Annotated in this window: 10 protein-coding genes; 4 read left to right on the top strand and 6 right to left on the bottom strand. The window is 67.1% G+C overall.

Annotated elements, in window-relative coordinates; translation table 11 throughout:
• Positions 1–18: 18 nt before the first annotated feature.
• Genes bioD through bioB form a run of 5 tightly spaced genes read right to left on the bottom strand, consistent with a single transcriptional unit; the run spans position 19 to position 4,550 of the window.
• Positions 19–720 carry a dethiobiotin synthase gene (gene bioD / locus OP496_RS01950; RefSeq protein WP_280561687.1) on the bottom strand — a complete coding sequence of 234 codons (702 nt, stop codon included), beginning with the start codon at positions 718–720 and terminating at the stop codon, positions 19–21.
• Between the two features lies 1 nt (position 721).
• Positions 722–1,525 (bottom strand): methyltransferase domain-containing protein, encoded by an 804-nt coding sequence (locus OP496_RS01945; RefSeq protein ID WP_280561685.1) that lies wholly within the window; start codon positions 1,523–1,525, stop codon positions 722–724.
• Entirely contained in the window at positions 1,522–2,277 is a 756-nt protein-coding gene (locus OP496_RS01940; protein ID WP_280561684.1) for an alpha/beta fold hydrolase, read from the bottom strand. Before OP496_RS01940 ends, OP496_RS01945 begins: the two co-directional genes overlap by 4 nt.
• Positions 2,274–3,434, bottom strand: a complete 1,161-nt coding sequence (gene bioF / locus OP496_RS01935) for an 8-amino-7-oxononanoate synthase (protein ID WP_280561682.1) — start codon at positions 3,432–3,434, stop codon at positions 2,274–2,276. Before bioF ends, OP496_RS01940 begins: the two co-directional genes overlap by 4 nt.
• Positions 3,435–3,437: 3 nt before the next feature.
• Positions 3,438–4,550 (bottom strand): biotin synthase BioB, encoded by a 1,113-nt coding sequence (gene bioB / locus OP496_RS01930; protein WP_280561680.1) that lies wholly within the window; start codon positions 4,548–4,550, stop codon positions 3,438–3,440.
• 233 nt (positions 4,551–4,783) lie between these two features.
• On the opposite strand from bioB, the gene recC reads away from it, so the two are divergent.
• From recC to OP496_RS01910, 4 genes are read left to right on the top strand one after another with little or no spacing between them, the layout of a single operon-like run.
• On the top strand, positions 4,784–8,416 hold the full coding sequence (gene recC, locus OP496_RS01925) for an exodeoxyribonuclease V subunit gamma (RefSeq protein ID WP_280561678.1): 3,633 nt from the start codon (positions 4,784–4,786) through the stop codon (positions 8,414–8,416).
• Entirely contained in the window at positions 8,413–12,180 is a 3,768-nt protein-coding gene (gene recB / locus OP496_RS01920) for an exodeoxyribonuclease V subunit beta (protein ID WP_280561676.1), read from the top strand. The genes recC and recB overlap by 4 nt, the downstream gene beginning before the upstream one ends.
• Positions 12,177–14,144, top strand: a complete 1,968-nt coding sequence (recD, locus tag OP496_RS01915; protein ID WP_280561674.1) for an exodeoxyribonuclease V subunit alpha — start codon at positions 12,177–12,179, stop codon at positions 14,142–14,144. The genes recB and recD overlap by 4 nt, the downstream gene beginning before the upstream one ends.
• Complete coding sequence (locus tag OP496_RS01910) at positions 14,141–14,974, top strand: creatininase family protein (protein ID WP_280561672.1); 834 nt, start codon at positions 14,141–14,143, stop codon at positions 14,972–14,974. The genes recD and OP496_RS01910 overlap by 4 nt, the downstream gene beginning before the upstream one ends.
• A 28-nt stretch (positions 14,975–15,002) precedes the next feature.
• On the opposite strand, the gene ribA is transcribed toward OP496_RS01910, so the two are convergent.
• The gene (gene ribA / locus OP496_RS01905; RefSeq protein WP_280561670.1) at positions 15,003–16,157 is read right to left on the bottom strand and encodes a GTP cyclohydrolase II RibA; all 1,155 of its coding nucleotides are present in this window, start codon (positions 16,155–16,157) and stop codon (positions 15,003–15,005) included.
• Positions 16,158–16,211 lie beyond the last annotated feature (54 nt).

Genomic DNA, 16,211 nt, shown 5'->3' with positions numbered 1-16,211 from the left:
CACTGACGCTGCCGATATTCACTCGTTGCCGGGCAGTGCCAGGTGATCGGCGGCGGATGCTGCTCGTGCCGCCGGCGTATCGGCGGTCAGGCGCGGCACGATCCCTAGGCAGGGCGCCTCCAGGCTGCGCTCTAGGGTTGCCAGGTTGTCGCGGTAGCAGGCCGCGTCAGTAGCGAAGTCGGAATCGATCAGATTGCCCACCCAGCCGACCAGTGGCAGGCCGTCGGCGCGAATCGCCTCGGCCGTGAGCCGGGCGTGGTTCAGGCAGCCGAGCTCGAGACCCACCACCAGGACCACCGGCAGTTCGAGGCGCACCGCCAGGCCGGCGAGATCCTCGATGTCATTGAGCGGCACACGCCAGCCGCCGGCGCCCTCGATCAGTGTCAGGTCGCGCTTCTCGGCCAGCGGTTCGGCGACGTGCGCGGCCAGAACATCGAGAGTCGGTGCCTCGCCGACACGCCGTGCGGCCAGATGCGGGGCAATGGCCGGTGAATAGGCATAGGGATTGATAGTGGCGTACGAGGTGATAGATTCGCTCTGGGCCTGGAGGGCCAGGGCGTCGATGTTACGCAGCCCGTCGGCGGTGGGCTCGCAGCCGGAGGCCACGGGCTTGAGCCCGAGAGTGGTCAGGCCGCGGCGGCGGGCCAGGGCCAGCAGGCCGCTGGCGATGAGGGTCTTGCCGGCGTCGGTGTCGGTGCCGGTGACGAAGTAGGCGGTCATCTCAGCGTTCCAGATCGAGCGTTAGAAGGTGATAAGAGACGGGTAGGCCGGCCTCGGTGCGAAGCGTCTCGAAGCGTCGGGCGGCGCAGGCCACGTCGGCGCGCGAGAGCCGAGCACCGTTGCGTGCTACCTGGGCACCGACGCCCTTGATGGAAGCCATCACGGCCGCGAAGTCGGGATAATGGAAGCGCTCGGTACGAGCCGTGACCTCGACGCGACGGAAGCCGGCGCCATGGGCAGCTCGGCGATGCCGGGCGGCGTCGTGGAAGTCGAGCAGGGCGACGGGTCGCGTCCAGGCGTGGCCGACCTCGGCCAGCGTGCCCGGCGCCAGGGTATTGATCAGCGCACGTCCTCCCGGCCTCAGGACCCGTCGGATTTCGTTAAGTACCCGGTCAATGTCCGGACACCATTGGATCGCCAGATTGGAGACGACGAGATCGAAGCTGGCGTCAGCGTGGGGCAACATGGCGGCGTCGCCGCATATCCAGCGAATCGCTTCAGGATGGCGTCGACGTGCCTCGTCGAGCATGCCCGCGGCAAGGTCCAGGCCGCTGACCGTACAGTCGGCGCCATAGTGCGTTGCCAGCGCAGCGGTCAGGTCGCCGGGGCCGCAGCCCAGATCCAGTACATCGCATGCGTGATCGGGCAGTTGCTCGAGCAGGCGCTTGCCCATGGCATGCTGGGCGGTGGCGCGGCGGGCGTAATGCGGTGCGGCACGCGAAAAGGCATGCGCGACCCGGGCGCGCCAGTCGCGATCCCGAGCATCGGTGTCCGCATCGAGGCTGTGGCATGGCAGTGCGGTCATGGCATCGCCTCCAGAGCGGCCCCGGCGAGTGACTGCGTCGGCGCTACGGTGATGGCGGCCAGCGCATGGACGAGTCGTTCCGGTTGGCTGATGAGCGGGCAGTGGCCGGCCTCGGGCAGACGGTAGTCGGCCCGCTCGCGCACCGCCGGGGCCAGCAGCGGGTCGGCCTCGCCGGCCAGCCGATGCACCGGGCAGGGTGGCGTGGCCAGGCGCTGGATATTGTCGATCTCCGCGAGCTGCGTGAGCCCCGCAGCCAGGGTGGCCGTGTCGGCGCTCACCTCGTCGCCGAGCAGAGCGCGTAGACGTCGATGCGCATTCCGGGGTGACGGCTCGCCGCCAAGTTGCCAGCGCAGAAAGTGGCTACGGGTAGCCTCCGGATTGCGCTGGAAGGCGTCGCGGAAGTTGGTCAAGTCGGCTGCGCTGACGCCTTGCGGATGGGTGAAACGCTCGCCGATCCCGAGCAACACCAGGGCGTGGGGCGGGGGCAGCCGGTCGATCAGGGCGCCGGCCAGCAGTCCGCCCAGCGACCAGCCGACCCAGACGGCGTTACTCGGCAGGTCATTGGCCATGGCATCGGCCAAGGACTCCAGCGAGACGGGATCGTCGAGCGCGGCGCGATCGCCGTAGCCGGGCCAGTCCGGCGTCTCGACGTCGACTTCCGGTGACCAGTGCCCGTCTAGCGCTTGCCAGAGGCGGGCGTCGCAGCCCCACCCGGAGAGCAGGACCAGGCGTTTTTCGGGTGTGGCAGTCATGCGCGCTCCTCCCGCTGGCAGGCGGCCAGCGCTTCGAGCAGAGCGTCGAGGGCCGTCGTCTCATGGGTGGCGGAGAGGGTGATGCGCAGGCGTGCCTGGCCACGAGGCACGGTGGGCGCACGGATGGCACCGACGCGCAATCCGGCCCGGGTCAGGCGCTCGGCCCAGCGCATGACGCGCGCGTTGTCCCCCAGCACGATAGGCTGGATGGGCGTCCGAGAGTTGGCCAGCGGCAAGCCGAGTGTGGCGGCCTCGCGGCGGAAGCGGCCGATGCGCTCAAACAGCCAGGTGCGGCGCTCGGGCTCGTCTTCGAGGATGTCCAGGGCGGCCAGGGTGGCCGCCGCCACGCCGGGCGGCTGGGCGGTGGTGTAGACGTAAGGACGGGCGAACTGAATCAGGTGATCGATCAGCGCCTCGTCACCGGCCACGAAGGCCCCGGCACTGCCCAGTGCCTTGCCGAGCGTGCCGACCAGTATCGGCACGTCGTCGACGCCGTGGGCGCGTCCCACGCAACCGTCGCCATGTTCGCCGAGCACGCCGAGACCATGGGCGTCGTCGATCATCAGCCAGGCTCCTTGGTGTCGGCAGGTGCTGGCGAGGCCGGCGATGTCGGCCGTATCGCCATCCATGCTGAATACGCCGTCGCTGACCACCAGCGTCGGCGTATCGCTCGGTGAGCGGGCGAGCAGGCGCTCGAGATCATCGAGGTCGCGATGGTGGAAGCGCCGCGAGGGCGCGCCGGCGAGCCGTGCACCGTCGATCAGCGAGGCGTGGTTCAGGCGGTCCTGGAAGACCGGGGTGTGGCGGTCGCATAGCGCCTGCAGGGTGCCCAGGTTGGCCATGTAACCGGTGGAGAACAGCAGGGCGTGGGGGCGGCCGGTCAGCGCGGCCAGGTGTCGCTCGAGTCGTTCGTGGATCTCGAGGTGCCCGGAGACCAGATGCGACGCCTTGGCGCCGGCACCCAGGCGTCTCGTGGCCTCGGTTTGAGCCTCGGCCAGACGCGGGTCGTCGGCCAGGCCCAGATAATCGTTGCCGGCGAAGTCGATGAAGGGCGCGACATCGCTAAGGGTGGAGCGTTGCCGCCAGCCATCGTGAGCACGGCGCTTTTCCTCAGCCTCCGCCAGCCGCTTTGTCCAGAGGTCTGCACGCGATAGCACGGCTCAGGCCCGGGCGGCGTCGTAGAAGAGGGCGTCGTCACGTTGGCGCTGAATGGCATGGGCCAGTGCGATCTCGTCTTGTTCATCGTCGCTGCGGGCGTCGGGCGCATCCGGGTCGATAGGTTCGGGATGCAGGCCGAGTTTGTCGAAAAGCGCCCGGTCGCGCTCCACCTGCGGGTTGCCGGTGGTCAGCAGGGTATCGCCGTAGAAGATCGAGTTGGCACCGGCGAGAAACGCCATGGCCTGAGTCGATTCGTCCATCTGCTCGCGGCCGGCAGACAGGCGCACGTGGCTTTTGGGCATCAGGATGCGAGCCACGGCGATGGCGCGAATGAACTCCAGCGGGTCCAGGTCTTCGACGTTTTCCATCGGCGTACCCGGCACCTTGACCAGCATGTTGATCGGCACCGATTCGGGGTGCGGCTCCAGGCGCGCCAGTTGTTGCAGCAGAGCCGCGCGGTCGCGTGGCGCCTCGCCCATGCCGAGAATCCCGCCCGAACAGACCTTCATGCCGGCATCACGGACGTTGGACAGGGTATCCAGACGGTCGGCGTAGGAACGGGTAGTGATGATCTCGCCGTAGTATTCCGGTGAGGTATCCAGATTGTGGTTGTAGTAGTCCAGGCCTGCTTCGGCCAATCGGCCCGCTTGGTGAGCGTCGACCATGCCCAACGTCATGCAGGTTTCCAGACCCAGGGCCTTGACCCGACCGACCATCTCCAGCACCACGTCCAGGTCGCGTTCCCGGGGACTGCGCCAGGCGGCGCCCATGCAAAAGCGGCTGGCCCCGGCATCCTTGGCCGCCTTGGCTTGCTCCACCACCTTCTCGACCTCGAGCAGCTTCTCCTTGCCGAGCCCGGTGTTGTAGTGCCCGGATTGCGGGCAGTACTTGCAGTCCTCGGGGCAGGCGCCGGTCTTGATCGACAGCAGGGTGGAGATCTGCACGGCATTGGGGTCGAAATATTCCCGGTGCACCTGCTGGGCACGAAACAGCAGGTCGTTGAAGGGCAGCGCGAACAGCGCTTCGATCTCTTCCAAAGACCAATCGTATCGAATGGCCGTCCGGGGCGTCGCGGAAGGATCGGCCCAAGCGTTGTCGTGTGACTGGGCAGGCATAATATATCCACTCTCTGTTAACTTGTTTAGTATTTAAAGTTAACAATTAGGGTACGAGTATGCGCCTATATGTCAACTTTTGGTTAGCGTAAAGTTGACTAGCGGCGGCGCCACGTTTTCTGGCGTGCGGAAGGTTCCAGATACGTTGGCTTCCTGCTCTTGCTGGGGCTCGGGGCCATCCACACGATGGTGTAAGATACTACTGGACGTTACCTCGACCGCCGGGAGCATCCATGTTCAGCGTCATACACGCCAATCATCTCGAGGACCTGGGAACCCTGGCGCTCGATGTCATTCGGCGCCATCGTCAACCGCCGCTAGTGCCGGAAACCTTTCTCGTGCAATCCAACGGTATGGCGCAGTGGTTGCGCCTGACGCTGGCCGAGGCCGACGGTATTGCTGCCTCGGTGGATTTTCCGCTGCCTTCGAGCTTCGTGTGGCGTGCCTACCGCGCGGTGCTCGGTGATGACATTCCCGAGCAATCGCCGTTCGACAAGACGCCGCTGGCCTGGCGCCTGATGGATCTGCTGGAGCGCTGTCTCGATCCGCAAGCCGTGCCGGACGACCCGAGCTGTTACGCGCCGCTTCGCGGTTACCTGCAGAGCGAGGCGCTGGAGGCCAGTCCCATGCCGGGCGCCGCATATGAGGCGCAAGAGCGGCGCCGTTGGCACCTGGCGGTGCGCCTCGCCGATCTCTTCGATCAATACCTGATCTATCGGCCCGAATGGATCGAGGCCTGGGAGCGTGGCGAGACCGCGCCTGAGGAATTGCCCGACGATCAGCGTTGGCAGCCGGCGTTGTGGCGGGCGCTGATCGAAGACGCTCCGGTACAGGCGCGCGAGCACCATCGCGCACGTCTGCACCGGCGTTTTCTCGACGCGGCCCGGCAGCTTCGCGAGCGGCCCCGCGATATGCCACCCCGGTTGTTCGTATTCGGGATCTCGGCGTTGCCGGCGCAGACGCTGGAGGCCTTGCACGCGCTTTCCGGCGTGGTCGATGTGTTTTTGATGATCGCCAACCCGTGTCGCCACTACTGGGGCGATATCGTTTCCGACCGCGATGCCATCAAGCGTGCCGGGCGGTTATCGGCCCAGGCACGCCATGAGCAGGAAACGCGCCATCCCGAGGCGCCGTGGTTGGCCGAGCTCGACGAGGAAGCCCTGCATCTGCACGCCAATCCACTGCTGGCGGGGTGGGGCACCCAGGGGCGTGATTTCATCGTCGGCCTTTATGAATTCGAGAGCGCGCGCGGCTTCGATCTGGAAACCGATGTCTTTCGTGACATGGCGCCCGCGCAGTCGCCGACGCTGTTGCAGCAGTTACAGCAGGACGTGCTCGAACTGGCGCACCCCGGCGAGCGCGCCCGACAGGAAGGCGAGCCGAGAACGCTCGCCGAGGACGACGGCTCCCTGGCCCTTGTCAGCGCTCACTCACCGCTACGCGAGGTGGAGATCCTCCACGATCGCTTGCTGGCGGCCTTCGAGGACGCTGAGGCGGCGGGCGAATCGCTGCGGCCTCGCGACATCGTGGTCATGGTGCCGGATATCGACCGCTATGCGCCCTGCATCGAGGCGGTTTTTGGCCAGTTGCCGCCGTCGCACGCTCGGCATATTCCCTTCACCATCGCCGACCAGGTGGCCAGCGAGGCGCACCCGTTGATGGTACTGGCTTTGCTGTTGCTCGACTTGCCCGAGCGCCGTCTGACGGTCAGCGAAGTGCTCGATGCTCTGGAAGTGCCCGCCTTTCGTGCTCGCTTCGCCATCGACGAGGCCGAGCTCGAACGGCTGCGCCAGTGGCTGGCCGGTAGTGGTGTGCGTTGGGGGCTGAGTGCCGAGCACCGTCGATCATTGGGATTCCCCGCGCTGGGCGAGAACAGCTGGCGTTTTGGGCTGTCGCGCATGCTGCTCGGCTACGCCGTGGGCGAACCGGATGCGAACGGCGCTCAGGGCGAAAGTGATGACTCACTGGGGCACTCGCCGCGCTGGGACTTCCAAGGTATCGTACCGTATGCCGAGGTGGGTGGGCTCGAGGCCGATCTCGCCGGGCGTGTGGCGGCGCTGCTCGATACCCTGGAAACGCAGCGTGCGGCCTTGAGCGAGCGATTGTCCCCCGAGGCATGGCTGGGACGTCTGCAGGCTTTGTTAGCCGCCTGCCTGAGCCCTACCACGGCAGAGGAGCACGATGTCATGGCACGCCTCGACGCGGCGCTGGGCCGCTGGTCGCAGCAATGCCGGCAGGCCGGTTTCGAGGCTCCGGTGGGACTCGGTGTGGTGCGCGATGCGCTGCGCGCCGAACTCGACGAAGGCGGCCTCGCGCAGCGCTTTCTGGCCGGCAAGGTCAACTTCGCGACGCTGATGCCGATGCGCGCGATTCCCTTTCGTCATGTCTATCTGCTGGGTATGAATGATGGCGACTATCCCCGCGTGCGCCAGCCCCAGGATTTCGATCTGATGGCGACGCGGCCGCGTTCCGGTGATCGTTCGCGTCGCGACGACGATCGTTATCTGATGCTCGAGGCCATGCTCTCGGCGCGCGAACGCCTGACGCTTTCCTGGGTAGGGCGCGACGTGCGCGACAATACCCCGCGTCCGCCGTCAGTGTTGATCGGCGAGTTGCTCGATACCCTCGAACAGGGCTGGGACGCGCCGGAGAGCGATGCCGCCGACCGCGCCACGCGCCTGGCGCAGCGCCTGATCGAGACACATCCGTTGCAGCCCTTCTCGCGACGCTACTTCGAGCGAGACGATCCGCGATTCACCTATGAGTCGAGCTGGGAGGCGCTGTATATGCCACTTGAGCGCGACGAATCCGTGCCGCCACATGCCGCTGCGGTGGTCGAATTGCCCAGCGAACCGCTCGGGTTGGGCGATCTACAACGCGTGCTGCGTCGCCCCTGGACGGTCTATCTCGGGCGCCTGGGCGTGCATTTTGCTGACGCCCATGTGCCCGACGAGGATAACGAGCCATTCGCGCTGGACGGCCTGGAAGATCACGATCTCAAGCGCGAGCTGCTCGAGGGCGCCCGGGATGGTGTGCCGCTTACCGCCGTCGCCGAGCGGCTGCGCATGGCCGGGCGCCTGCCCACGGCCGGTTTCGGCGAGGCGCTGATCGAACCGCGGCTGGCGCGCCTGTCGCGCCAGGTGGAAAGCTGGCGCCGCGAGGTGGCCGAGTGCGTCGCGTCGACGCCGCCGCTGGTGCGTCATGTCGCTGGTCATGAAGCTCTGGACGACAAAGAACTCACTCTGGAGGCGCGTCTGGACGGTCTTTTCGCCGCGCCTGAAGAGGCCTCGACGCCCTGGCGACTGGTGACGCTGGAGCCAGGCCACTACGGGCATCTGAAGGTCGAGGGCGAAGGCCCTTATCGCCACGTCGGCAAGTTGCATCGGTTGTATGCCGGTTATCTGCGCTGGCTGCTTGCCAATGCCACGTTGGAGGCGCCGTGTGCCTGGACGGCGATCTTCGAGGATCGCTGTCTGAGCCTCCCGGGGCTGGACAAGGCCAGCGCCGCAGGCGAACTCGATGGCCTGCTGGCGGCCTGGGCGCGTGCTTATCGAGCCCCGTGGCCGGCCATCGACGAGATCGCCAAGGAGGTCTGGAAGCGCCTGCCGCGTACTGACTGGGCGTCGTTGGCGTCAGGGGAGGCGCCGGATGCCGGTCTGCGCGAGGCGCTCATCGCACGTTATGAAACCGATGCTTTCGCCGGCCCGGCGGCGCTGCGTGCGAGTGACGGTGCACTGGGGCAATTGTGGCCCGATTTCGCCACCTTCGAGGCAGCGGGCGGCATCGCCGCCTCGCTCACCCAGTATGCGCCGCTAATGGACATGCTGGCGCGCATCGCCCAGCGGGTACACGGAGGTCGTTCATGACGTCGCCCAGCCATGCCACGGCACCGACCGTTCAGCCCTTGGTGCTCGAGACGCTGCCGTTGACCGGCCATCACCTGATCGAGGCCAGCGCGGGCACCGGCAAGACCTTCACCTTGGCGGCACTTTATGTGCGTCTGGTGCTCGGCCCGTTGCCCGGGCGTGAAGAGTATGATTTCCCGCGCCCGCTGTTGCCGCCGGAAATTCTCGTGGTGACCTTTACCGAAGCCGCCACCGCCGAGCTGCGTGGGCGCATTCGTGCACGTCTCAAGGAAGCCCGCGACTGGTTGCTGGCGCCGCAAGAGACGCGGGACGACAAGGTACTCGCGGCGCTGCTGGGGCCCTTGGTCGAGGCCGGTGACGATGCCCTGGCCGGTGCCGCCAAGCGCCTCGATCAGGCTGCGCGACTGATGGACGAAGCGGCGATCTTCACCATCCATGGCTTCTGCCAGCGCATGCTGACGCGCCACGCCTTCGATGCCGGCGCGCGTTTCGGCGCCGAGTTGCTGCAGGATGGCTCGGCCTTGTTGACGCGGGTCGTGGAGGACTATTGGCGCTGTCATTTCTATCCTCTCGCCGCGCACTGGCAACGTGAAATCCGTCGCCGCTGGGAGGGGCCTGAGGCGCTGAGTCGCGCTTTGACGCCGCTGCTCAAGGAGGGTCGGGCGCAGCCACTGTGGTGGGACGGCGAATATATTCAGGCGCCTGCCTCGTTGAGCGCGTTGCTGGAGAGTGCCGAGCGCTCGCTGGCCGCTCGCAGTGAACTGGAAGCCCGGCTGCGCCAGGCGTGGGATCGCGAGGCCATCGCGACCTGCCTGCAGGACGCTTTCGAGCGCGGCGCTCTCAACAAGCGCAGTTACAAGCCGGAAGAGCTCGAGACACGCCTGGCGGCATTCGAGCAGTGGCTGACGACACTCGAGGCGGGCGGCGATGACGACACGACCGATAGCCAGGGCCGCTTCTGGCTGAGTCAGGCCAAACTCGAAGGGGCCACCAAGAAGGGGCATGATGCGCCCACGCATGCCTTTTTCGCGCTGCTCGACGAGCTAGCCGAGACCGCGACGCCTTTCGAGCAACTGGTGCCGCAAGTGTTGGCCCATGCGCGTGACACGGTGGCGGCGATGTTCGCCGCCGAGAAGCGTCGCCAGGGCTGGTGGGAGTTCGGCGATCTGTTGTGCGATCTGGATGCCGCGCTCGACCCCGACGCGGCCCCGGAAGCCGCGCTGCGCCTTGCGGGACGCATTCGCCGAGCACTGCCGGTGGCGTTGATCGACGAGTTTCAGGATACCGATCCGCTGCAGTACCGCATCTTCTCGCGCATCTACCGGGCGCCCGAGGTGGAGACCACGACCACCTTGCTGATGATCGGCGACCCCAAGCAGGCGATCTACGCCTTTCGCGGTGCCGATATCGACACCTATCTGGCGGCGCGGCGCGAAACGCCGAGTCGCTTCACCCTGGCGCGCAACTTTCGCTCCAGCCACGCCATGGTCGAGTCGATCAATACGCTGTTCACGCGTCATCCCGAACCGTTCGGCAGCGACGAGATCCCTTTCGTCGAAGTCGCAGCCCAGGGCAAGTCGACGCGCCTGGTGGACGCCGATGGCAACGACATGGCGGCGCTCGGTGCCTGGTGGCCGGATGAGGAACGCCACACCAAGTCAGAATATCAGGCCCGCATGGCAAGCGCCGCGCGTGCCGAGACGCAGCGGATGCTCGAGGGCGGCGCCTATTTCGTTGATGACAACGGCGCTCGGCGTCCGGTGCGTCCCGCGGACATCGCGATTCTGGTGCGCAAGGGCGCTGAGGCGCTGGCGGTACGTCGCGCGCTGGCCGAGGGCGGCATTCGTAGCGTCTATCTCAGTGAGCGCACCAGCGTCTTCGATACCCCGTTGGCCTTCGAGCTGTTGCAGTTGTTCGAGGCGGTGGCGCAGCCGCGCCAGGATGCTCGCCTCAAGGCGGCGTTGGCGACGCGCCTGTTGTGCGATACGCCGGCGACGCTGGAAACGCTGCTCGCCGACGAGCTGGCGTGGGAACGCGAAGTCGAGCGTTTCGCCGACTATCATCGCCAATGGCAGCGGCGTGGCGTGCTGCCCATGCTGCGTGCGGTGATGCGCGACTTCCGGGTTGCCGAACGCCTGGGACAGCGCGATGACGGCGAGCGTGCGCTGACCGACCTGTTGCATCTGGGTGAGCTGGCGCAGACGGTGTCGGCCCGACTCGACGGCGAGCATGCGCTGTTGCGCTGGTGGCATCGCGCGCTCCTCGAAGGGGCGGCCGAGCTCGATGCCGAGGCGGTCAGTCAGCGGCTGGAAAGCGACGAGGAACTGGTCAAGGTCATTACCATCCACAAGGCCAAGGGCCTCGAGTATCCCATCGTGTTGTTGCCGTTCGTCTGCGATTACCGGCCGGCGACACCGGATCGCGGCACCGGCTTGCTCGAATGGCGCGATCCGCAAGAGGGCCGGATCTGGATGCATGGTGCCGACGACACGCAACTGGCGGCCGCCGAGCGGGCGCGACTGGACGAAGATGTGCGGCTGCTCTATGTCGCGCTCACGCGGGCCGCGCATGCCTGCCGACTGGGCGTTGCGCAACTGGGGCGCGGGCGTGGCGCGTCGAGCTGCCTGCACGAGACGGCGCTGGGCCGATTGCTGGGCTGCCAGGCCGATGATGACGGCCAGATGCTGCGCGAGCGCCTGGCGGCGGCGCTGAACGTCGAGGCGCTGCCCGAGCCACCCGCGCATCGCCTGCGCCTCGGCGACGACGCTCCGGAAATGGCGCCGGCGCGACGCTTTACCGGGGGCATCGACGACGACTGGTGGATCGCCTCGTATTCGGCGTTGATCGCCGACGCGCGTCTCGAGACCGGTGGGGGCGCACAGGCACTGCCCTGGGACGCCCCGGCGACGCTGGATGTCGAGGTCAGCCGTGAGCGCGATCCGGTACCGCGTCCCGCGGCGCGCACGTTGCGCGATTTTCCGCGCGGCCCGCGCCCGGGGACCTTTCTGCATGGCCTGCTGGAAGCGGTGGACTTCGACCGATTGAGCGAACCGGCTTATCGCGACGAATTGCAGCGTCTGGTCAGCACGCGCCTGCACCTCGGCGGCTTCGACGCCGAGTGGGCGCCGGTGTTGCTCGATTGGTTGTGCCAGGCGCTGCCGGCACCGTTCGCCGGCCACCAGGGCGCGGCGATCCGTCTCGATGGACTGGCCGCCTGGCGGGCAGAGCTGGAGTTCTGGCTGCCCGCCGAGGATGCCTGGAGTACGCCGCTCGATGCGCTGGTCTGCGCGCTGGAGCCCTTGCCGACGCCACGCCCCCGGCTGGCGCCGCGCAAGCTCAACGGTATGCTCAAGGGCTTCATCGATCTGGTGTTCGAGGCCGAAGACGGCCGCTGGTACGTCCTCGACTGGAAGTCCAATCATCTAGGCGACGCCCTGGCCGACTATCACCACGAGGCGCTGGCCGAGGCCATGGTTGCGCATCGCTACGACCTGCAGTACGTGTTGTACGTGCTGGCACTGCACCGCCTGCTGACGGCGCGTCTCGAAGATTACGATTACGATACCCACATGGGCGGGGCCTGTTACGTGTTCCTGCGCGGCTTCGATGGCACGCCGGATCATGGCGTCTTCCAGCGGTGCCCCGAACGGCGCTTGATCGAGGCCCTGGATGCCTGGCTCGCCGGCGACGCGGCGCCCGTCGAGGCGCTGCGTCGCGAACATGGCGTCGCAGCGCCTGAGACTACCCCGGGAGAGAATGCATGAGCGACGCGCAATATTCCTTGACCCTGGAGGCGACCCCGCCTTCGCGCGCGCGATTGTTCGAGAGCTTGGCATGGTGGGAGGCGCTGGGCTGGCTACGTGCGCTGGATACCCACTTCGTGCGCTTTCTCGCCGAGCACGACCTCGAGGCGCCGGCCGAGGTGCTGCTGGCGGCGGCGCTGACCAGCCATCAACTGGGACGTGGCCATGTTTGCCTGGCGCTGTCGCGTGCCTTGTCGGCGCCGCGCGACGTGCTTTCGCTGCCGCCGTTGGAAGAGAGCGCGCCGCAGGCTGAGGTGCCGCTTCCCGAGGATTTTCTGCAGGGGCTGGATAGTGCCACCTGGGCGGCGCGATTGGCCGCGTCGCCGTTGGTGGCGCCGCCTGGGCCGGGCACTACGCCGCTGGTGCTGGCGGGCGAACGCTTGTATCTACGCCGCTACTGGTCTGCCGAGCAGGCGGTGGCGGCGTATCTCGGCGAGCGGTTGGGGCGGCCCCTGCCGGTGGAGGCGTCGCTGGCCGAGCCTCTGGCGCGGCTGTTTGCCGCGAACGCCGCGCACGATGACACGCCGGATTGGCAGAAGGTGGCGTGCACGCTGGCGCTACGCAACCGGCTGACGATCATTTCCGGCGGCCCCGGCACCGGCAAGACCACGACCGTGACGCGGCTTTTGGCATTGCTTCAGACGCAGGCGCTGTCGTCGGCGGAGTCGAGCCACGGTCTGCGTATCCAGCTGGCCGCGCCCACTGGCAAGGCGGCAGCGCGCTTGTCCGAGTCGATTGCCGGTGCGGTGAAGGATCTCGACGTCGGCGATGACGTCAAGGCAGCCTTGCCACGCGAGGCGTTGACGCTGCACCGCTTGCTTGGCGCGCGTCCGGATACGCGGCGCTTTCGCCATCACGCTGGGCATCCGCTGAGTCTCGACCTGCTGGTGGTGGACGAAGCCTCGATGGTGGATCTGGAACTGATGGCCGCGTTGCTCGACGCCATGCCGGCCGAGGCGCGCCTGATTCTGCTCGGTGACAAGGATCAACTCGCCTCGGTGGAGGCTGGGTCGGTGCTTGGCGATCTCTGTGCCAATGCCCTGGATCAGGGCTATTCGCCTCACGCCTGTGACGTTCTCGAGCGGCTGGCGGGCATCGCGATGACGCCCGATGCTGCGTGCTCACCGCTGGCCGATCACGTGGTCATGCTGCGCAAGAGCTACCGTTTCGATGCACATAGCGGCATCGGCGTCCTGGCGGCGGCCACCAATGCCGGCGACATCGCCGCGTTTCGCCGCGCGTGGGACGCGGGTTACGCGGATATCAACTGGTTGGCGGCGGCGCGCGACCAGGCGGCCGTCGAGCGTGCCGCGCTGGCCGGCTATCGTGATCTCTACCGGCGTATTGCGGCAGGCGCCACGGCGACGGAGGTGCTGGAGCGGCTGGGGGATTTCCAGGTGCTGTGTGCGCTCAAACGTGGTCCCTGGGGCGTCGAAGGGCTCAACGCGCGTATCGCCACACGCCTGTGGGGCGAGGGCCTCATCGACGATCATCAGGGGTGGTACGCCGGGCGCCCGGTGATGGTGACACGCAATGACCCGCAACTGGGGCTCTATAACGGCGACATCGGTATCGTCCTGCCCGACCCCGAGGCGCAGCAGCATCTGCGGGTGTTCTTTGCGACCGCCGATGGTGCACGGGCGGTATTGCCTTCGCGTCTCGAGGCCTGCGAGACGGTGTTCGCGATGACGGTGCATAAATCGCAGGGCTCCGAGTTCGACCACGTGTTGTTCGTGCTGCCCGAGCATGACAACCCGATCCTGACCCGCGAGCTGGTGTATACCGGCATTACCCGCGCCAAGCGCCAGTTGACGCTGGCCGGTGGCGACGCGCGGGTCCTGGACAGCGCCTTGCATCGACGCGTGGTACGTGACAGTGGCTTCGCCGACTGGGTGGCGGCGCTGGAAAAGGAGGAGACATCATGAACGCTTCATCGCTTGAAAATGCCGCGCTCGGTGGCGTCGACTGGGCGTCGCTGAGCAGCCCCGAGCTGGCCCGGCGCGTAGGGCCGGAGAGCGTGGCGTTGTTGCCGTTGGGAGCCATCGAACAGCATGGCGCCCATCTGCCGCTTTCCACCGATGTGGATATCGCCGATGGCCTGGTCGCGGCGATGCGCGAACGTGTCGCGACATCCTTGGATTTGCTGATACTGCCCACGTTAGCGGTGGGTTCGAGCCTCGAGCATGGCGGCTTCGCCGGCACCTTGAGCCTGACGCCGGAGACGGCCATTGCGCATCTGGTGGATATCGGTGCCAGCGTGGCGCGTGCGGGGATTCGCCGCCTGGTGCTGTTCAATAGCCATGGCGGCAACAAGGCGGTGGTCGATCTGGCGGCACTCAAGTTGCGCGAGCGTCACGGCTTGCTGGTGGTCAAGGCGAATTACTTTCGCTTCACGCCGCCCGAAGACGCGCTGCCCGCCGAGGAGTTGCGCCATGGGTTGCATGGCGGCGCGCTGGAAACCGCGATGATGATGCATCTGGCGCCTCACAAGGTACGCTGGGCCGAGCTCGACGAGGCAGTCTCGTTAGGGGCGCATCAGGAACGCGCCGGTCGCACGTTACTCCCCGAGGGCGATGCCGGTTTCGCCTGGATGGCGCAAGACCTGCACCCCAGCGGCGCGGTGGGCAATGCGACCCTGGCCACGCCGGCCTTGGGGGAAAGGCTGGTCGCTCATTTCGCCGCGCGCCTGGCGAATGTGATCGAGGAGGCCGGCTGCTTCGATCTTGCCCAACTGCGCGAACGCTCACCACAGTGAGAGGCGCGCCGGTAGGGCGCGCGTCACCTCATTCGAGCGAACCGGAGGTATCGCGGTGCGCCGTGCGCCTGTCAGTGGCGTCGGGGCTTTCGAGAACGCCCTCCAGCCAGTGCCCGGCGCGTTCGGCCTTGGCGCTCAGGTAACGTCGATTGTACTCGTTGAGCTGGCCATAGCAGGCCTCGCGCCCCGCCACGTCGATGCCGCCGAGGCTCATGGCCGCGATCTTCTCGGGGTTGTTGGTCAGCAGTGCGATACGCGTGACGTCGAGCTCGGCCAGCATCTGCAACGCTGCCCGGTATTGCCGCTCGTCCTCGCCGAAACCCAGCACCTGGTCAGCATCGACGGTATCCAGCCCCGCATCCTGCAGGCCGTAGGCGCGTAGCTTGTTGGCCAGGCCGATGCCGCGCCCTTCCTGGGCGAGATACAACAAGATGCCGCCGCCACGCTCGCTAATGGCCGCCACGCTGGTGCGTAACTGCTCGCCGCAATCGCAGCGCAGGCTGCCGAACAGATCACCCGTCAGGCACGCCGAATGTAGCCGCACTGGCACGGCGTCCGCCCAGTCGGAGGGGGCGCCGACCAGCACCGCGAGATGCTCGCGCAGGCCGTCGCTTTCACGGAACAGTACGAAGCGGGCGTGTTCGGCATCGGCGAGGGGCACGTTGGCTTCGCTGATACGCTTGAGCGAAGTCGTATCGCCTTCGCCGTAGCGTTGCACGTCGTCGAGCGCCACACCGAGCAGGGTGCCGTCTTCGATGAGCGCGGCCAGGGACTCGCGCTGCGTCGCATCGACCCGGACGCTGAGCGCGGCAGGGACCAGCAGGCCGCGCCGCATCAGGCCCAGCGCGGCCGTTTCCGCCGCCGAGGCGGATTCGGGCGGATGGACGCCCGGAGGCTCGGCCGTGGCGGCCATGGCCCAGGCGACGACATCGCTGGCATGGTGATGTGTGCCGAGTGGCAGGCTTACCGCGTCGGCGTCACGGGGGGCAAGCGTGCCCAGTCGGGCGAGGCGATGCGTGGTGATCACCAGGCTGGGCGCATGGCCGGCCATATCGGCGAGCGCGGTCAGAGCGGTGTCGTCGATGCCTTCCAGTGGCTGGATCAAGACGTCGTCTTGTGGGGTACGCAGCACGACCGGCAGGCCGCGGCGCAAGTCGAAGATCGCACGTTCTACTTGTCTCATGAGCCTCTCCTTGGTTTTTGCGCGTCGTAATGCTTCGATGACGTGTCATGACAC

Source organism: Chromohalobacter sp. 48-RD10 (genome assembly GCF_029889785.1).
Lineage (GTDB): Bacteria > Pseudomonadota > Gammaproteobacteria > Pseudomonadales > Halomonadaceae > Chromohalobacter.
The sequence above is the reverse complement of the archived record's forward strand: the minus strand, read 5'-3'. Positions and strand labels throughout refer to the sequence as shown.